The sequence below is a fragment of the Bacillus sp. 7705b genome, from assembly GCF_002289525.1.
GTDB lineage: Bacteria > Bacillota > Bacilli > Bacillales > Bacillaceae > Bacillus > Bacillus halotolerans.
The window spans coordinates 32162-50146 of record NZ_NSDH01000021.1 but is presented as its reverse complement, the minus strand read 5'-3'; the positions used below and the strand labels follow the sequence as shown (position 1 = coordinate 50146).

Annotated in this window: 31 protein-coding genes; 26 read left to right on the top strand and 5 right to left on the bottom strand. The window is 40.3% G+C overall.

Going from position 1 to position 17985, the window contains the following annotated elements; genetic code table 11:
• Positions 1-128: 128 nt before the first annotated feature.
• The 5 genes from CJU60_RS09075 to CJU60_RS09055 form a co-directional block, all read right to left on the bottom strand.
• A complete protein-coding gene (locus CJU60_RS09075; protein ID WP_095713599.1) occupies positions 129-1358 on the bottom strand; it encodes a tyrosine-type recombinase/integrase in 1230 nt (409 codons plus the stop codon).
• Positions 1359-1379: 21 nt separating this feature from the next.
• Positions 1380-1883 (bottom strand): ImmA/IrrE family metallo-endopeptidase, encoded by a 504-nt coding sequence (locus CJU60_RS09070; RefSeq protein WP_095713598.1) that lies wholly within the window; start codon positions 1881-1883, stop codon positions 1380-1382.
• Between the two features lie 65 nt (positions 1884-1948).
• Positions 1949-2431, bottom strand: a complete 483-nt coding sequence (locus CJU60_RS09065; protein WP_095713597.1) for a PH domain-containing protein — start codon at positions 2429-2431, stop codon at positions 1949-1951.
• 16 nt (positions 2432-2447) lie between these two features.
• Positions 2448-3338 (bottom strand): thermonuclease family protein, encoded by an 891-nt coding sequence (locus CJU60_RS09060; RefSeq protein WP_095713596.1) that lies wholly within the window; start codon positions 3336-3338, stop codon positions 2448-2450.
• Positions 3339-3638: 300 nt separating this feature from the next.
• Positions 3639-4028 (bottom strand): helix-turn-helix domain-containing protein, encoded by a 390-nt coding sequence (locus CJU60_RS09055; RefSeq protein ID WP_369679548.1) that lies wholly within the window; start codon positions 4026-4028, stop codon positions 3639-3641.
• Between the two features lie 128 nt (positions 4029-4156).
• On the opposite strand from CJU60_RS09055, the gene CJU60_RS09050 reads away from it, so the two are divergent.
• The 26 genes from CJU60_RS09050 (at position 4157) to CJU60_RS08915 (ending at position 17985) form a co-directional block, all read left to right on the top strand.
• Positions 4157-4393 (top strand): helix-turn-helix transcriptional regulator, encoded by a 237-nt coding sequence (locus CJU60_RS09050; protein ID WP_095713594.1) that lies wholly within the window; start codon positions 4157-4159, stop codon positions 4391-4393.
• An 11-nt stretch (positions 4394-4404) separates the two neighbouring features.
• Positions 4405-4596 (top strand): helix-turn-helix domain-containing protein, encoded by a 192-nt coding sequence (locus tag CJU60_RS09045; protein WP_095713593.1) that lies wholly within the window; start codon positions 4405-4407, stop codon positions 4594-4596.
• A 1-nt stretch (position 4597) separates the two neighbouring features.
• Positions 4598-5326 carry a Rha family transcriptional regulator gene (locus tag CJU60_RS09040; RefSeq protein WP_095713592.1) on the top strand — a complete coding sequence of 243 codons (729 nt, stop codon included), beginning with the start codon at positions 4598-4600 and terminating at the stop codon, positions 5324-5326.
• 56 nt (positions 5327-5382) lie between these two features.
• A complete protein-coding gene (locus CJU60_RS09035) occupies positions 5383-5952 on the top strand; it encodes a helix-turn-helix domain-containing protein (protein WP_095713591.1) in 570 nt (189 codons plus the stop codon).
• Complete coding sequence (locus CJU60_RS09030; RefSeq protein ID WP_095713590.1) at positions 5949-6206, top strand: YqaH family protein; 258 nt, start codon at positions 5949-5951, stop codon at positions 6204-6206. The genes CJU60_RS09035 and CJU60_RS09030 overlap by 4 nt, the downstream gene beginning before the upstream one ends.
• Positions 6207-6380: 174 nt before the next feature.
• The gene (locus CJU60_RS09020) at positions 6381-6578 is read left to right on the top strand and encodes a YqaI family protein (protein ID WP_095713588.1); all 198 of its coding nucleotides are present in this window, start codon (positions 6381-6383) and stop codon (positions 6576-6578) included.
• A 101-nt stretch (positions 6579-6679) separates the two neighbouring features.
• Positions 6680-6865: a hypothetical protein gene (locus CJU60_RS09015; RefSeq protein WP_095713587.1), complete on the top strand. Its 186-nt coding sequence runs from the start codon at positions 6680-6682 to the stop codon at positions 6863-6865.
• A complete protein-coding gene (locus CJU60_RS09010) occupies positions 6865-7815 on the top strand; it encodes a YqaJ viral recombinase family nuclease (RefSeq protein WP_095713586.1) in 951 nt (316 codons plus the stop codon). Before CJU60_RS09015 ends, CJU60_RS09010 begins: the two co-directional genes overlap by 1 nt.
• A gap of 2 nt (positions 7816-7817) precedes the next feature.
• The gene (locus tag CJU60_RS09005; protein WP_033884309.1) at positions 7818-8660 is read left to right on the top strand and encodes a recombinase RecT; all 843 of its coding nucleotides are present in this window, start codon (positions 7818-7820) and stop codon (positions 8658-8660) included.
• A gap of 164 nt (positions 8661-8824) precedes the next feature.
• A complete protein-coding gene (locus CJU60_RS09000) occupies positions 8825-9523 on the top strand; it encodes a DnaD domain protein (protein ID WP_095713585.1) in 699 nt (232 codons plus the stop codon).
• Complete coding sequence (locus tag CJU60_RS08995) at positions 9408-10346, top strand: ATP-binding protein (RefSeq protein ID WP_095713584.1); 939 nt, start codon at positions 9408-9410, stop codon at positions 10344-10346. The genes CJU60_RS09000 and CJU60_RS08995 overlap by 116 nt, the downstream gene beginning before the upstream one ends.
• Positions 10343-10486, top strand: coding sequence for a hypothetical protein (locus CJU60_RS21570; protein ID WP_095713583.1), 144 nt, complete (start codon positions 10343-10345; stop codon positions 10484-10486). The genes CJU60_RS08995 and CJU60_RS21570 overlap by 4 nt, the downstream gene beginning before the upstream one ends.
• Before the next feature lie 93 nt (positions 10487-10579).
• A complete protein-coding gene (locus tag CJU60_RS08985; protein WP_095713582.1) occupies positions 10580-10972 on the top strand; it encodes a YopX family protein in 393 nt (130 codons plus the stop codon).
• Complete coding sequence (locus tag CJU60_RS08980) at positions 10959-11417, top strand: DUF1064 domain-containing protein (RefSeq protein WP_095713581.1); 459 nt, start codon at positions 10959-10961, stop codon at positions 11415-11417. The genes CJU60_RS08985 and CJU60_RS08980 overlap by 14 nt, the downstream gene beginning before the upstream one ends.
• Positions 11418-11536: 119 nt before the next feature.
• A complete protein-coding gene (locus CJU60_RS21565) occupies positions 11537-11704 on the top strand; it encodes a hypothetical protein (RefSeq protein WP_176471076.1) in 168 nt (55 codons plus the stop codon).
• Positions 11705-11785: 81 nt separating this feature from the next.
• Positions 11786-11992, top strand: coding sequence for an XtrA/YqaO family protein (locus CJU60_RS08970; protein WP_041345368.1), 207 nt, complete (start codon positions 11786-11788; stop codon positions 11990-11992).
• A gap of 31 nt (positions 11993-12023) precedes the next feature.
• Positions 12024-12395: a VWA domain-containing protein gene (locus CJU60_RS08965; RefSeq protein WP_255238334.1), complete on the top strand. Its 372-nt coding sequence runs from the start codon at positions 12024-12026 to the stop codon at positions 12393-12395.
• Positions 12392-12640 (top strand): hypothetical protein, encoded by a 249-nt coding sequence (locus CJU60_RS08960; RefSeq protein ID WP_095713579.1) that lies wholly within the window; start codon positions 12392-12394, stop codon positions 12638-12640. Before CJU60_RS08965 ends, CJU60_RS08960 begins: the two co-directional genes overlap by 4 nt.
• Before the next feature lie 12 nt (positions 12641-12652).
• Positions 12653-13492 (top strand): phosphoadenosine phosphosulfate reductase domain-containing protein, encoded by an 840-nt coding sequence (locus CJU60_RS08955; RefSeq protein ID WP_095713578.1) that lies wholly within the window; start codon positions 12653-12655, stop codon positions 13490-13492.
• Between the two features lie 218 nt (positions 13493-13710).
• Positions 13711-14097 (top strand): YopX family protein, encoded by a 387-nt coding sequence (locus CJU60_RS08950; protein ID WP_095713577.1) that lies wholly within the window; start codon positions 13711-13713, stop codon positions 14095-14097.
• A gap of 138 nt (positions 14098-14235) precedes the next feature.
• Complete coding sequence (locus CJU60_RS08945) at positions 14236-14364, top strand: hypothetical protein (protein WP_095713576.1); 129 nt, start codon at positions 14236-14238, stop codon at positions 14362-14364.
• A gap of 13 nt (positions 14365-14377) precedes the next feature.
• Positions 14378-14893, top strand: a complete 516-nt coding sequence (locus CJU60_RS08940; protein WP_095713575.1) for a sigma-70 family RNA polymerase sigma factor — start codon at positions 14378-14380, stop codon at positions 14891-14893.
• Positions 14894-15428: 535 nt separating this feature from the next.
• Positions 15429-15641 (top strand): helix-turn-helix domain-containing protein, encoded by a 213-nt coding sequence (locus tag CJU60_RS08930; protein ID WP_024713902.1) that lies wholly within the window; start codon positions 15429-15431, stop codon positions 15639-15641.
• Between the two features lie 135 nt (positions 15642-15776).
• Positions 15777-16832 (top strand): Kiwa anti-phage protein KwaB-like domain-containing protein, encoded by a 1056-nt coding sequence (locus CJU60_RS08925; RefSeq protein WP_176471075.1) that lies wholly within the window; start codon positions 15777-15779, stop codon positions 16830-16832.
• Between the two features lie 39 nt (positions 16833-16871).
• A complete protein-coding gene (locus CJU60_RS08920; protein ID WP_095713573.1) occupies positions 16872-17513 on the top strand; it encodes a hypothetical protein in 642 nt (213 codons plus the stop codon).
• Positions 17514-17754: 241 nt separating this feature from the next.
• A complete protein-coding gene (locus tag CJU60_RS08915; protein ID WP_032722294.1) occupies positions 17755-17985 on the top strand; it encodes a hypothetical protein in 231 nt (76 codons plus the stop codon).

The following is a 17985-nucleotide window of genomic DNA, read 5'->3' as shown; positions in this document are numbered from 1 at the left end:
GCTTAAACCCTTGCGTAGCAAGGGTTTTTTACTTTGCTTATTTATTGATTTTGTCATCATTAATCGAGTTGGGGACGAATTGGGGACGAAATTATTTTTTTGAGTTGATTTTGAAGGGGAATTCAAAATCAACTCTGTCTTTGTGCTAGGTTTCTAGGATCGAACTGGTTAAAGTGTTTTACTGTGCTATTTTCGAGTTTCTCGGTAACATGACCATAAATATCACTAGTTGTTCGAGCACTGGCATGTCCAGCTCTTCTTTGAATAGCACTGAGACTTTCGCCAGCTTCCATAAGGAGAGCCACCATAGTATGCCGCAAGTCATGAAGACGAACATCTTTTAGGCCGTACTTCTTTTTTATTTTAGTCCATTTTGCGGTAGGGGTTGTATAGTAGTAAGGTTTTCCTTTCCCACTGTGAAATACATATTGATGTTCTCCGCCTTCCCAGGCATCGCCAAGTAACAATTTTTCCTTTTTCCATATGCGATAATATTTTGCCAACTCTTCCATATAAAAATCAGGCATTTTAACGAATCGTTGAGAACTTTTTGACTTTGGGCTTTTGACGTGAGGCTCTCCGTTAATTGTTTTAGAAATTGATCTATTTACGTATATTCCACCTTTGTCCCAATCTACATCCAAGTGCCACTCACAAGCAAGAGCTTCTCCTCTACGAAGCCCCCCGATCAAGGCTGCAAGATAATATAAGCGCCATTTAATATCTATTTCATACAACACTTTAATACATTCAGCTGCTTCTTCCGATTCAAGAAAGTTCATTTCCTTATTCTCAGCTTCAGGTGAACTCAATCCTTCCATAGGATCATCTTTTATCAATTTCCATTCCTCTGTTGCGGTTTTAAACAATGCTTGCAGAATTTTAAATATATCTTTGATTGTTTGATCTCCTAATCCGCCAGGCTTCCCATCTTTTCTAGCTCCATCTTTAGATAAATCATCAATAAAATCAACAATATGAAGACTTTTTATTTTGTCTATTTTTTTATGACCTAATGCTGGGAGGATGTGATTGTTTAAGTGATTTGAATACTTAACAGATGTTGTATAAGAGTAAGGTTTTCCATTTTTATTAAAGAGTTTCTTTTCAACCCATTTCTCCGCAAATGATTCAAAGGTAGCTTTTTCAGGAGCAATATACTCGCCGGCCTCTACTTCAATTCTGAAACGGTGCAGCTGATCTTCGAGATAATCCTGTAATTTCCGTTTAGACTTTAATATTTTTGGATCTTCGATACGGATCGATTTCTTTTTTCTATCTCTTTTACCGTTTGCGTCATAACCATTTTCGACTATTAATCTAAAAGATTTTTCACTGCGTCTTTCAATACTAGCCATGTGGCTACCTCCTTGTCTAAATTAATTTGCTTGATAGAGCTTTTGATGCCAGAGAATAGAAAACTGTTTTCTTTTGTACATTTCAAGCCGTTTAGCTGCGAAAGGGTATGTGACGTTAAAGGTATCCCCAATTAACTTTATAGCCTCCGATTGCATGCACGGCAACGAAATCTTTTCGAGCATGAATGTCGGTACACAAAAGTGATACATGAAACTATTGGCTTGATATTCTTGAAGCTCTCTAAACATTCTGTTCATATTAAATTGGTTTCCGGCATGCTTCAGCACGTGGGCGAGTTCGTGAACGAAGTCTTGCCATTGCTCTTGTGGTGAAGCACTAATATCCAAAACCATGCTATAAAGCCCATTGATACAAAACATGCTGCTATTAGCTTTCTCATAATGAATCCATATCTTAAAAGCAGCGGCAATGCGTTCAAGATCTATATCCTCGGGAGTAAGCATATTTAATTTTGTATAAATCTTTTTTACTTCTTCTTCTAGATGTGATAACTGGATTGCCATAATAAACACCGCCATATGGGAATATATGTTCTGTTTTTGGTGTGAAAGAAAAGCCCAAACCGGGCTTATTTTATTTGGTCTCTTAGAATAGATACTATTCTATCAAGAGAATGTTCATCAATATTTCTAATGGTGCGCTTGCTACTCATTCCAAGCTTACCTTTGATTTTCAAATGGAGAATTCCCAATTGCATTGTAGCCATTCCCAATGGATTTGGGGCAATGTCAAAGTCAACTTCTTTGATACTTTTAAATTCAACAACTTCAGTATCGGCACCACCGAAAATACCGCCTTTCATAATGACAAATAAAAGTTTCTTTTCAGTGATAACCATAAAACCAAATTTAGTCAACTTCGGATCGGCAGAAGTTATATGTAGAATCTTTTCCTTTTTACCAACTTCTTTTTTTAAAGCTTTAATTGCATATTCGTAAAACTTTCTTTCTGATTTAGGGAATTCTTGAATGATAGATTCAAGCTCTTTAAGAAATATTGGATAGTCTATGATTCCATACTTATAGTTTAGTTTTTGAAATTTTTGTGCCATCACTAATCTCCTCTATTCATCGCTCACAAGCATAGTTATCATGATCACGATCCATTTTCGATTGGTATGCTGGATGTGAACTCGGAACACCATTAGGATATTTTTTTCTTAGTTCAGTGCAGTTCGCAAAGCTCTCTGATCCACCTGACGAAGTAGCAGAAGAAGCTGGAACATCAGCTGTATCGTTAACAGTTTCTGCCGAACTAGCAGTTGAATCTTTTGAAGTTGATGGCTGTGATGTAGATTGTTTAGAAGTAGTATCTTTTTTTACAGCGGTTGTTTTTTGTTTAACACATCCATTAAATCCTTTATCAGTCACGTATCCATTTTTACTCCAAATGGATAATTTCTCTGTTTTTGCTTGCTGTTCGTCTTTTTCAAATTGATCTATGTATTTTGTGTTTGGTTCGTACACATAGGCTACTCTTGCTAGACCTTCTTTTAATAATGTTTCTTGTACTGATTTACCGTCTACATAAACGTAAGCAAGCATTCTTCCATATTTGTCTCTTTGGTCACCTTTATCAAACTCTAATTGTAGTTTGCCATTGCTAACTAACTCTTTGTTCCTCTTAGAGGCATCCTCTCCATAAGGCTGAACACATGAATTAGGTTTTTTTGTTTCTGGCGTATCAACCAACAGGTAACGAACTGTTTCAGATTTCCCTTTAAATTTAACCTTAATTGTGTCTCCATCGATTGACTTTTCTAGAGTAGCGTCAACTAAATTCTTTTTATTTTCTGTGCTTTTGGCTGAATTCGAATTAGATTTGCTCGTCTCATTTGATTGTTTTTCAACTGTCTGTTGTGATGACTCTGTGTTTTTTTCAGAAGTTGTTGTGGAGCCGCAAGCAGTCAGTGAAAGGCTTAATGTTAAAACTCCTACACCTAGCAACCATTTTTTCAATTGTAATTTCCCCTTTTATAATGAAGTGCATTCTCTTTCTCTGTATCGACCAAATTAAGGGTCATTTTACTTTTTTTATCTGTTTTTTGGATATCAAACCCTTAATAGTTAACCTCAAAAATTGCGGTTGAAAGTAAAAATAACCTCAAAGAATACCTCAAAATTTGAGGTTGAAATGGTTTCAACTGAATAGTTCACCTCAAATTTTGAGGCGAAATGTTCAGCATTAATTAAACTAAACAAAACAATAATAATAAATAAAGATAAAGCATTTGTTATGTAATTACTTTTTGCTTCTGTTTACTCATCAGACGAATTTTGAGTTTTACGTCCTTTTGCTTTTTCCTTCTCTTTTAGGTACTTGATAAAATCAATAGCTTGTCTACGTGCTTCTTCTGAAAAGTCAGATGCATCTTTAAAGGCTATTTGTAAGTCTGGATCGCTGATATTGTAAGGGGCTCCTGTTTCTTTGACGATTGATTCACCTGTAGGGTTGCCCAAAAGGAAATCCACAGTTACCTCAAAAAAATTAGCAATTTTTAGAAGGGTTTCGTAGTCAGGTTGTCTTTTTCCTTGTTCATACATCCCGATAGTACTCTCGGCTAAACCTAATTTATTACCTAATTCTTTTTGAGAGAGGTTTTTTTCTCGCCTCAATTTTTTAAGAGTCTCATTAAATTTCACAGTCATCACCTGGTTTGATAATACCACACGAAACGTGTTTTTTAAAAAAACACCACGAAAAGTGTTGACGCCACGAAACGCGTGGTTTAATATAATAACCAATAACACCACGTATTGTGTAGGAGGTGACTTGATTGGACAAAAAGCTTATCGGCAAAAGGCTTCTTAGTTTAAGAGCAGAAAAGTCCCGTAGTGAGGTAGCTAAAGCAGTTGAAATAAGTGTAAGTGCTTTACAAATGTATGAAACTGGGCAGCGTATTCCGCGGGATGAAATAAAAATAAAATTGGCTGATTATTATCAAAAAACTGTTCAGCAAATTTTTTTTGAAAATCAACACCACGAATTGCAGGGTAAAAAGATTACAGCATAGGAGGTTCCGAAATGACTCGCAACACAATGACAGTCCAAGAAGCAGCTGAATACCTTGGTGTTCACCACGACACGGTTTACGCAATGGTTCGCGAAAAGCAAATTCCTCACTTTAGAGTGCGCACACGTATTTTCTTCACCAAACACAATATAGATGCGTGGATTGAAGCTCAGGAACAAGCAAATATGAAGGAGGCACTATAGAGTGAATCAACTCGTTTTTATTGAAGGCAACCAAGCCGTAACAGACAGCCTGACAGTGGCTAAGGTATTCGGAAAACGACACGCCGATGTAATAAAAAGTATTGAAATACTCAATTGCTCCAAGGAATTTACTGAACGAAATTTTTCGTTGAGTGATTATCAAGATGCAACTGGTCGAACGTTAAAAAAATATCTAATCAAACGTGATGGACTCACATTTTTAGTTTTCGGTTACTCGGGCGCAAAAGCAGCGCTATTCAAAGAAAAATACATTGCGGAGTTTAACCGCATGGAAGCCGAGTTGCAAAAAATGACTCAGCCGTCCTACATGATCGAAGATCCAGTCAGCCGGGCAAAGCGATGGATCAGCGAACAGGAAGAACGGCAGCAGCTTGAACAAACAGTGAAGATTCAGGAACCACTTGTCAACTTTGCACAGAGTTGGATGGCGGCTGAAAAATCATTGCTTGTGAGAGAACTGGCGAAGCTTGCTTCGAAAAACGGCATCATGATTGGTGAAAAGCGTTTGTTCCAGAAGCTGCGCGAATGGAAGATGATCATGGCCAACAAGAATGAGCCATACCAGGAATACATCGAGCGAGGTTTCTTTGAGATCGCACAGGGGGTGCGCCAAGTAAACGGGACGCCGAAGTCCTGGCTGACAATGCGCATCACTCCGAAGGGACAAGCCTTCATCATCAATAAGCTGAAAAAACAGCAAGCCAGTTAGTTCCTTCATTACTTAAATTTTACCAATTAAAACTAAATATATCAGGGGGCGAACATATGTCGAACAATCCATACAATATGGACAATTTACCAAGTATTCTCAGACGGGAACGCAAAAGGGCAGGATTGTCGCAGTATCAAATTGGCAAGGTGATTGGGAATAGAGATCAATCATATGTCTCCAATGTCGAAAACGGTATTTTTCCTCTTACGCCTGATCTGTGTATCAAGTGGTTTGAAGCTTGCGAAGCCTATGAACATATTGATCTCGTACATTTCTTGTTTAAGCTTCATCCAACAGCAGCGGCGCCTATTGACCCAGCGTTAAATGAGAGCGCAAGTAGCGCAGTTATCAATATGATTCATCAGCTCGAAGAGGCATTACAAGCTACAAAGCATTTGGCGCGCTGGCTGGCAAATGATCGGCCCGGAAGGTCAGATGATTTACCGATGGGAGATATTAAACAGATATTCGATCTGATCCCAGCAAATAAAACACTGATTTATTCGTTAGTGCGGAGTCATGGACTGAATATGCAAGAACTGGCTGACAGGTGGACACGTAAGGCATTAATGGATCGAGTTGCAATGGCAAAACAAGAAGAAAGAAAGGCGGTATTAGTATGAAAACCAATCAATTTTTAAAGGCAGATGTAGAGTCAGCTGCAAGAAAAATCGAATCAGCCGAAGAGCTTTCAATCATGTTGTTAGAGGCTTTACGTGATGGTGATTATGAAGAGGCAATCAGTCTCGCCGGGAGTATCAAAGTTCTTACTGAGGATATCAGCCGACTGGCTAATAAAGGTCGATTGTATGAAACAGCTATGAAAATGCAACAGCGGGGCATCAATTTGGCAGTGATAAGTAGGTGTTTTGGATGAATCTCAGAAAATTTGAGCTCGCGGCAAGCTTCTTGCGACATGCCCAAAACGCGAAATATTCAGAGGAAGAGATCAAAGGTGCCGTGAGTATTCTTCATAAGGAATTTTACTCTTTAGAGAATGCAATCGACAGTCTTGCAAAACTTGCTAAAGCAAACGAAGGAGCTGAGGAAAATGGAAGTCGAGAACCCAATGATCCTAAACAATTGGCACGACAGACTGACTGAGCCAGAAACACAAAAGGATTTTTTCGGGGATGAAGTAACACCAGTTGATGATTATGTAATCGATTGCGGCGCGGTGATCTTGAGAGAGAACCTCGATCGTTATCTGAGGGAACAGCTTGGTTTCAAATTTAAAAATGAGCAATAAAAAAGCCCACTCTGGCAAGTGGACTCGGTAAGGCGTTTTGAAATTGATTGATTACTTAATTATACCAAAACGCCTCATAAAAATCAATGGAGGTTTTATACATGGCTAAAGCAGTTAAAGTGGCATTCAGCGAGCGTGCAGAGGATCAGCAACGTTTAAGACAGGTCGGTGGTTCGATTGTGTTCAGTAAGGGCAAACCACAATTCCAATTCCCTTCAATGGACCATTACCGGGAATGGCAGCGGCTTGACGCGGAAGAGTACAAGAGAAAGGTGGGGCTGGTCTGATGCAAGCAGAGGTTTTCGCTTCGACAGCGGACATGAGTCGGGACGAATGGCTTCTTGAGCGACGGAAGGGCATAGGCGGTTCTGATGCTTCCGTTATTTTAGGCATAAACAAATGGCAAACACCGTTTGAATTGTGGCTAGACAAAACAGGTCAGGTACCTGTAAGCGAATCAGGCAGTGAAGCAGCATACTTTGGCTCGCTTCTTGAAGACGTTGTTGCAAAAGAGTTTGAGATTCGTAGCGGCAAAAAAGTTAGACGGAGAAAAGCGATGCTCAGGCATCCCAAGCACGATTTTATACTGGCGAATGTTGACCGAATGATTGTTGGTGAAAAAGCCATTTTGGAGTGCAAAACCACGTCGGCATACAACTTGAAAGAGTGGGAAGATGACGAGATTCCCGACAGCTATATTGTTCAGGTCCAGCATTATCTAGGAGTGCTGGGGCCTGAATATAAAAAAGCGTACTTCGCCGTCCTAATCGGCGGCAACAAATTCATTTGGAAAGAGATTGAGCGTGATGACGAGCTCATTGCGATGATCTTTCAAGCTGAGATTGAATTTTGGAATGAAAATGTATTGAGCGGACAGGCCCCTGTGCTTGATGGTTCGAGTGCAGCAGAAGAATATCTCAAGCAACGTTATGCCGAGGCAGAGGGCGGTAAAGTCGTTGATCTCACTTCAGCTAATAAAACACGCATTCAGCAATATTTGCAGCTCAAAGATCAGATCAATGAACTTCAATTGCAGGCTAAGGAATTAGAAAACCAGATCAAACACGAAATGAAGGAAGCAGAATACGGCTTCATCGGAAACTATCAAACTAGCTGGAAGTCAGTTTCAACTAATCGGATTGACTCAAAGAAACTCAAAGAGCAGTTTCCTGATGTATACGAGAAAGTCACTAAAGAAGTTCAATTTAGACGCTTTGGAATCAAGGAGGTTAGCTAAATATGGCTACAAATCAATCGCTGAAAAGCAATATCCAGAAGAAACAAAACAGTGCTCCAGCACAACAGCAAGGAACAACGATGAAAGGTCTGCTTTCTTCTCCGGCAGTCATGAATCGTTTCGAAGAAGTTCTAGGGAAAAGGGCTTCCCAATTCACAGCGTCAATTCTGAGCCTTTACAACGGTGAAAAGATGCTCCAGAAGGCAGAGCCTATGAGCGTGATTTCATCGGCTATGGTAGCTGCTACGCTTGATCTGCCAGTTGATAAGAACTTAGGATATGCCTGGATTGTTCCGTATGGCGGCCGTGCCCAATTCCAGCTTGGATACAAGGGGTACATTCAGCTGGCTTTGCGTACAGGCCAGTATAAATTCATCAATTGCATACCGGTCCATGAAGGAGAATTGCAAAAGTGGAACCCATTAACCGAGGAAATAGAAATTGATTTTGAAAAACGGGAATCAGATGCGGTTATTGGTTACGCTGCTTACTTCGAACTTTTAAACGGTTTCCGGAAAACAGTGTATTGGACAAAGGCGCAAGTTGAAAAGCATAAAAAGAAATTTAGTAAGTCGGACTTCGGCTGGAAAAACGATTGGGATGCAATGGCATTAAAAACTGTTTTGAAAGCGATTCTGAGTAAATGGGGCATCTTGTCAGTGGAAATGCAGAAGGCTGTCATTGAGGACGATGAGGCACGAGAGCGCATTGACATCACTGACGAAATGTCTGAGCCAGAAATCATTGACGCAGAAGTATCAGAGGAAAAACCAAGCGCGCAGGATGCCGATCCTTTTGATGGCAAGCCTGTAGACATCAGTGACGATGACCTCCCATTTGATTAAGGTTAGCATCCCCTTCTGTTACAAGTGGCTAGCGGAAGGGGCGCCGAATCGTGCGCAGCTGTTTCGTGCTTACGTCGAAGGCTATCTCAGAACAAATGAACCTGGCTTACGTTTAGTCCGCATCAGCGGAATGACAGCATTGTGTGAAAGGAAGTAGGTGAGCCATGAACTACCTGAAAGAAATGAACGGCTTCATGAATTGGCTAGAAACGAATCCGTTGTCTGCTACAACTCAAGCATTATGGTTTCATCTTTTGCACATCAACAACAAGGCAGGGTGGCGGGAGTGGTTCACCACTTCAAATACCACTTTGCAAGCAAAGATCGAGATTTCCGAAAATACGTTGATCAAACACAGAAAGATGCTGATTGATCTAAAAAGAATTGAATATAAGCCGCAGGGGAGAAAGGCAGGGCAATACAGGCTAATTTCATTTGAAACGCCTGTAACGGAGCAGGAACCATCTGAAAAGTCTGTTCCTGAACCGGCACAAGCACCAAAAGAAACGCAGGGAGTTGATCCAAAAATGAAAAACGCTTTTGAGCTATTTGAAAATAAGGTTGCTCGTTCAATCGGTACCATCGAAGCGCAAAGAATCGGCTACATGGTGGATGATTACGGCGAAGAAAAGGTCATGGAAGCAATGAAACTGGCTTTCAGAAGTAAAGGCAGCAACGTTGGTCTGAATTACATTGAGGCGATCCTGTCCAACCCGTTCAGCCAAAAGAGAAAGGAGAAACAACAGAATGGCTATAAACAAAGCAGTCAGCATAGACACAGCGTTCCAAGCAATGATGAAGGGTCTTCAAGCAAAATCGCGTTCCTGGGAAACAGAACAGGCCGAATCAGAAGAAAAGGTTGAATATGAATGCTCCGAGTGTAAGGATCGCGGCGTTGTGATTTACCGGGTTCACAAGGATACAAAATGGAATTTAGACAAACAGCTTGATCTATTAGTGCCTGAGAGCATGGTACCGGAAGATGACTTTCTTTCTGGCAAAGTTTGCACGCCGGATAAGGCCAGGGAATGGAAAACAACGTATTCCAAGCAATGTGAGTGTGTGAAACGAAAGAAAATAGCGCGGCTCATGGCAGCCAGCGGCATTACTGAGGAATTTGAAAAGCTGCTATTCGGCAACTTCAAATTAGACGGCAAGCCTCAAATGATCAAAGATGCCTATGAATGCGCGATCGAATACTTCAAAGACTTTGAAAAGATCAAGGGAGAGCGTGCCAACAGCATTGCTCTGCTGGGACAACCGGGCAGCGGCAAAACGCATCTGTTAACGGCCATCATGAACAACCTCATTAACAAGAGATCCACTCACTGCCTGTACTTCCCTTACGTTGAGGGCATGAGTGATCTGAAAAATGACTTTGACCAGCTGGAAACAAAGCTGAACGCCATGAGAAAAGCAGATGTGCTGTTCATTGATGACTTATTCAAGCCAGTTGACGGAAAGCCAAGGGCAACCGAATGGCAAGTCGAACAGATCCAGTCAGTTGTGAATTATCGCTACCTGAACCATAAGCCTCTGCTGATCTCTTCTGAGCTCACAACGGACGATCTGCTGGACGTTGACGAGGCACTGGGGTCACGGATTTACCAGATGTGTAAGTATTACACAGTGATTATTCAGGGAAACCGGATGGAATTAAACCATAGATTGGGTGATTGGGATTGAGTGAGAAAACGAATGTTATAGGATCCAAAGGAATGTATTTGTTCGGGCCTGCTGAACAAAAGGGCGGCAAGGACCTCACACCGGCTATCAGGGTGCTTGAGGACAAAATCAGACAAATGGAGCTGATGCGCAGTGCTTAAAGCGGTGATCCTGCTGCCGGCCATTATACTTACGGCGCCGTACAAGGAAAGGCAGATCCAGCAATGGGAACAGATTGACGGGAGGTAAGGAGAATGAGGGAAATTAAGTTCAGAGGAATGGGTATTAACGGTGAATGGTATTACGGCAATTTATCAATCATCAAACAAAGAATCAAGAGCATGGGCATTGATCCTGGTTTTTATATCTCTAATAAAGCTGGTATTCCATTTGCTTACAGAGTGAGACCGGAAACAGTTGGGCAATACACGGGAGCAAAGAAATTCTTTGAGGGCGATGTAATAGATTGTAATGGATTAGCTGGATTGATTGTTTGGAATAAAAAAACACATACATGGGGAGTTCGTTTGAAAATTGGTGATCATATTCGAACTGATCGGTTATGCGACTGGGACGAAGAAGCAACCGTAATTGGAACAAAATATGAAAATCCTAAGCTTTTGGAGGCTTCACATGCAATCGAATAAGTACGGCGCAAGAAAAACACAGGTGGACGGCATCACTTTCGACAGCCGGGCCGAAGCCAAATACTATGAGCAACTGAAATGGCTCAAGGTGAGCAAGCAGATCAAAGATTTTAAGCTGCAACCACGGTTCCTGCTGCAAGAGGCATTCAAAAAGAACGGCAAAACATTTCGGAAGATTGAATATATTGCAGATTTTGAGGTTCATAACTTGGACGGCAGCATCGAGATCATTGACATCAAGGGCGTGGAAACAAAGGAATTTGCCATCAAACGTAAGTTGTATGAGCGGCTTTACGATACGCCACTCAAGGTGCTGGCTCTGGATAAGTCACTCGGCTTCATCGAGCTGGACGAGTTGAAAAAACTCGAAAGAAAGGCGGGAAAGTCCACTGTTAAACGTGGTAATCGCAGACGATCGGCCGTTGTGGGTGCAGGAAGAAGATAGGCTCATGGCCTGTATGACACGTTGCTCTCAGTTTAAGGCATGCGCCAGCCGAATGGGTTCTGATTGCAAGAAGCTCGGCGGCACGGAAATACCCAAAATCAATGGAGGAGGCAGATACCATGGAACAGCAAAATATCAATCCTTACAAGCCAGGACCGGTTGAAGAATGGAAGATGACACCGGAACAGCTTGCCGAATACGTGAAAAAGCATCCGATCGTTTACCGGGAGGAATTGAAACCATCGCCAGCATTCACGATGGCCGGATGGAAACCGGATCACTATTAAACACAAAAAAAGCACCGAAGCGTATGCCCCGGAGCTTTGATATGAACTGGTACTTCTATCATAGCACAGGGGGCGCTAAGAATGTACAACCCAAGAGAAATTAATTTAAGCAAAGATACAACAATCGAACAGGCAATGGAGCCAGACAAAATACAGATTATCGTTTTAGACGGGAGCCAGGGCACCGCACATGTCTTGGAAGCCCCGGAGCATGGCAAAACAATTATTCAAACGGCAAAGGGAAGCTTTGCTCGAGTTGATCATGAAATAGGTTTCAAAATCAAATAGCAGGGGCTTTCCCCTGCGGGGGAGGAACGGCATGGATAAATTACAGGAGATTAAAGCGCGTATTTCAAAACTGAAAGGCTATGAAAATGCTAAGCCAACTGATCAATACTGGATGGCTAAAGAGCATATTGATTTTCTGATTGATCGGACTGAACTGGCTGTTAAGCAGCGGGAAATCATCGAGGAAAACAAACGCCAGCAGGAAGTAACGGTTCATCAGTTCCGGCAGGCTCAGGAAGAGCTTCAGCGGCTTAATAAAGAGAACGACAGGTTTAGAAAAGCCTTGCATCAATTCGCAGATATGAAAAATATAGCGTTATCTGCTGAGTATGTGATCCAGCGATATTCGGAATATGCATTGCAGTTGTTAAACGGTGGCGAATTGGAAGGTGATGCGAAATGATCCCTTTACAAGTGGAGCTTCAGCGGGCAGTCAAAGCCACGAAAGACGAAGCGATGACAGTTGAGCAGGCGGCTGAACACTTAAAGGTTAATGTCGAGGAAGTGCCTATGATCGTTGCTCAGGCAGATGATCTGAAAATGATAGGCAATGACGCAATTATTGCAAAAAGAGACAAGACAAACGGTTGGCTCATTGGGGCAATGGTTTTGGTTTTATTCTTTGCAATTGCAGTCGGTTGGGAATAGGGGGATGGCAGCGTGATTAAGCAGCATTATGACGATGGCAAAAAGCATATACACGTTCTTTCATACGGAGGGGGGACACAATCAACAGCCCTTCTCCTCATGGCTTTGAAAGGCGAAATAAATGGTGTTATTCCTGACTATATCATCTTCTCTGATACTGGCTGGGAGCCTCAACACGTTTATAACTGGGTCAATAAAGTAAACAAGCACATCAAAGCAACATACGGACGAGAAATCATCTTCACAGATAACGGCAGTATTAGAGATGACATTGTGAAAGGCGCTAAGACAGGAGAACGATTCGCGAGCATGCCCTTATACACGCGGGGTTCAAAGGGTGAAATTGGCATGGTAATGCGCCAGTGTACAAACGAATACAAAATATTGCCGGTTAACCGGAAAATCCGTTCATTGCTCGGGTACAAGCCGAGGCAGCGCATTAAAGAAGTTGTTCACCTATGGAAAGGCATCAGTACCGATGAAATACAAAGGGTTAAGCCAAGCCGGGAAAGTTGGCAAGTAGCCGAACATCCTTTGGTTGATGTGGCTTTCATAGATCGGTCACGCTGCATTACTTATGTTGAACGTGAAGGGCTTGGGACCCCGGCAAAATCCAGCTGTATTGGCTGCCCCTTTCATGATTTTAATGCTTGGCGTGATATGAAAATGAAGGACCCGGAGTCATGGAAAGACGCGGTGGAAATAGATCGGCTTATCCGGAAGCTGCCACGATTCAAAAATAACGCCTTCCTGCATAAGTCTGGAAAGCCTTTGGAGGAAGTTAATTTCAATGAGGATCAGCTCGACATTGATCACTTTTTGAATGAGTGTGAAGGGATGTGTGGTGTGTGATCGAATACAGCTGCCCTGAATGCGGTCACAACGAATTAGATATAAAAATCCGCCCAGATGCACGCTGCCCGAAATGCGGCTGCAGTATGGGCGTTGAGGAGGAAATCTGTGAAGTGTAAGGCATTCCGAATAGGGCTAGTAGGCTGTGGCTCCAAAGGAAGGGATAAAAGGGAATTCATGTATAATTAAATTATAAGAGTAGAAAGGAGGTGTCAGAATTGAGAAAACTCAAATTTAGAGTATGGGATTATGAAAATAACCGGATGCTCGATTGGGAAAGTATAAAACATCAATTCAATGAGTACTTAGAAAATGATTTATTTGCTGTCTGTCAATACATAGAATTGAAGGATAAAAACGGTAATGATATTTATGAAGGTGACATTTTGATATTTGATGGGAATCGAACAGAATATGCATTGGTTGATTATCTGGAAGGTCGACCTGTCCTTTATTATTACTGTTCCGGTTACTGTTCCAGTAAAGGCTATATAGACATAACACCAAAAACCCTGTACAAAAGTGAAATTGTGGGGAATTGGAGAGAGGACCGTAACCTTTTGGTTAAAGAAGAGAACGATCATCCAACTTATTTAAGAACATGAATAAAATATCTGTCCAAGATGGAAAGCCTGCGGACACTGAACTTACAGCATTAGCGCTGTTTGTTTGGTGTCCGTTTTTTATTTCGCAACTATCTGGATGTCTATCGCGATTACTAACGGTGAAAGGAGTGATGAGACATGAAACAGTCCAAAAAGAAGCCATCACAGAAGCAACAGGATCGCTCAGATCGTTTCTGGCAATCAATGATGAACACAAACATGCAAACACTCAGACGCGGCAAAGGCGGCGCTTATAAGCGTAAATAAGAGGAGGATAAACATGCAGGATTTAATCATTGAATACAAAAGAGCGTTAAAAGAAGCGAGAAAGATGTATCGGGCATTCTCGGAAACACCGGAAGTTGAAATGACAGCAGAACAAAAGAATGATAAGAAAATCATTAGCGGTATGATCAGCGATATTGAATTCACTCTCGAATGGCTGCAGAACGGGAGACAACCAGGAGCACGCCGGGGAGCTGACAGAAGGGACGTTTATCAAAGAACGATTCTTGCTGATCCTCGTATCATTGATGCGATGCCAGAAGAATATGCGATCAATCAGGAGCCAGAAGGTGAGGTAAGCGATTGGGACAAAGAAAGAATTGCTGATGCCCTTTCTGTCCTCACTGAAAGAGAGAAGGACATTTTCATCATGCATACTGTACAAAACATGTCTTTCGAAGAGATCGCCCAGCTGCTGAACATTAAAAAAGGAACAGTGCAGAAAAACATTGAGCGTTCCCGTTTGAAAATGAAAAATAGAGCAGAACACAGCCTATTCTGTTTAGCATGAATAGGTTGTTTTTTTGTGAGAATAAAGGGAAAAAATTCTCCAATTGACTTGACGTGAGTAAAGCAATCGTATATAATTAAAGTATAGAAAGGGGGAACGAAAGTGGCTAAAATTGCAGTGATACTGGGCATCATACTTACAGCACTCACAATCTTTGAAAAAATTCTCATCATCAGAGAAAAGCTTAAAACAAAAAAGCCCAAAATCAAAAGACGCAGACCTCGCAGAAAGCGTACATGATTTTGAGCCGAGGGAGAAGCTCCACCTTCTCCCTTGCTCCAAGTATAACATAAGTAAAAAATTATTATATAACGATGAAAGCAGCCACTTTCAAACAATGGAAAAACTCAGAATGTCCACTGATATTTTTGTCCTTCTTGCTTTGGGATACATGTTATTTGTTCGGCAGCATGTCGCAGCCAGTCCGTTAAAGACGACTTTGGATATATGCATAATTGTTTTGTTTGCTGTTTCAATTGTGGAAAAGTCGATTTCCCTTTATCAAAAATATCGAGAAAAAAGAGGGTGATGCTTGGTGTACAGCCTTAAAGAGCGTGATGCAATTAAAAAGTTTCTGAATGAGGAGATCGTTAACACAAGTGAAGCGATTGAAATATTGGGATTTACTCGTCAATATCTCAATCAGCTAATTAAAACCGGTCAACTTGAACCGGTCAAAGAAATGCCAAGGGACAGGTTATTTATAAAAGAGGATATATTGGAATTCCAAAAGCATAGGAAGAAATGAGCACCCGCAGATAAAGGGGTGCTTTTTTGTCTTACGATTGCCACCTATTTATGAATAGTGCTTTCGTTCGACAAATTTTGCAAAGTATTTTTTTCTCCCATTAATTGACCGATAATGATCTTGGGGGGGAATTATATGAATTTGAATGATAATGACAATATTATTAATATTCTTTCGGGGCTGGATGAAACTGAAGAATCAGATTTAGTGAAGTTTGATTATTCTTTGTATATGTTGAAAAAACAAAAGAAAGCTGATGTTTATTACCAAGCTTCACAGGTTTCTTTAGCTCCAGAAGTTCTTGTTTGGGCAAAAAAACAATTGGTAAACCAGTTAAGAGTTTTGAAAAAAAATGATGAAGATGATACTAACCAATTTTATGTTGGGGATTACAATGATGAGATACAAAGAAAAGAACAACTTGCAAAGTTAGATATGAGTAATTCTCAAACTTTAAAAAAAAGGAAAGATGATTTAATTTCAGCTTTAAGAACTAATAGTGATATGTACGATGAGAAAACAACAAATTTCATAGTGGCTCGTGTAATGTTGGATGGGCAAGAAGCTTTATTTAGTTACTATAGGGGGGATAAAGGAGCTAAAAAAAATGCAGGAAGAAAGAAGACGAAAAGGATTATATATAAAAATACAAACCAATTTGAATTTGTTGAACACACTGTAATCGATTTAGGTGGGAATTTTGATTTTGTATTAATTGATAACTTCATTTTCATTAATCACGATACTAACTTTCAATACACATTTGATTATAGGGATGAGATTAATGAAAAAACAGAAGCTAATCTGGCATTGATTACATCCATGCCATTTTTTGAAGGAGAGGAAGCTGATAAAGAAGAATTTCAAGTGATATGCAAAAGATTTGTATATTCTAGAAGTTTAGCTCAAATTAAACCAGACACTCTGGGAGCTTTACAAGAAAAATTTGAAGAAAGATGTAATGAATTATCTCTACTTAGACAGAATATCCCGCAAAGTCCTGAAGAACAAGAGAAGTATAAAAATGAGTTAGGGACTATATGGGATCTATTTGAATTTATTGATTTTGATAATAAGAAAATAAAGTTTAAAAAAGGTGAAAGTCCAAAACCACTAATTCATTTCTTTGCTGATAAGATCGCTCGTTCGTTTCTAACCGAGGAATATAAAGTGGTAGCAGCTTATGAATGATCGTTAGTTTGAATTCCCTTTTTTAGAGAGGAGAATTTAATGCTCTGGGGGAAAAAAGAACAATATTATCTCTGGTATACTGCATATCTCCCACTTTTTTTAATTATGGCTTACCGATTTATTGATAGCCTTAATTTATTTGGAGGAATAAAACTAGTAAGGAACATAGTTACTATTTTAAATAAAGTTGGGCTTGAATTTATAGTTGTTGTTTGTATAATTATTTTCTCATATGTCATGTATAAGGTTGTAATTAGATGGTTGATTAATGAAGAGGTTAGCAATTTAAACAGTGGTGCTTCGGGATCTGTTTTTGCAATTAGAAGTATAAAGAAATTAAATGTTAACGATTATACTTTTTTTCTTATGTCATTGCTTTTACCTCTGTTTTCATTAGACTATGAATCATTTATAAATTTAGCAGTTTCATTTTTAATTATTGTAGTAATTATAATGATATACGTGAAAACTGACTTTATAAGTGTATGTCCTCTCTTTTTTACAACAGGTTATCAGGTGTATGAAGCCATACTTTCAGAGTTCTCTAAAGAAGTAGAGAAAGAAAATCCTTCGGTGAGAGTAAATGCAATTATAATCATTAAAAATAAAAACCCAGACTTGAACGACAGTTATAGGGCAATAAGATTAATAAGCAATATATATCTTGTGGTAAAAGTATGAAAGCATCCTTCGGGGTGCTTTTTTATATTCTCTGTAAACTGCTTCCGGTAAGTCTCAGGATAGATAATTGGTGGTTAACGGCTTGAGCGCGGTGGTGGTTTAGAGGGAATATGAAGGAGGAACAGCATGGAGACAATTTATGCACACCCGTTTATGACGATGGGATTTATTTTTTGGATTGCAGTCTGTATTCACGGGATAACCTTCAATATCAAAAAGGATTGATGAAGGCGGGAGCTATATGAGTAATGTGAAGAGAGTCTTTCCTGGTCCTACTAACGGACTGATTAATTGGATGGAGCAGAACTTTCATGAGATAGATGGCTATGTCGCTACCTTCAACATGAAGGATGGCACTACAATGACAATACATGACACGGAAACGTATGTGCAGGCTGTTGGTCTTGCGGAAATAGGGAAAGACACTATACATCAGCTTGCACACGATGACGAGTTCATCCCGAGAAAATAA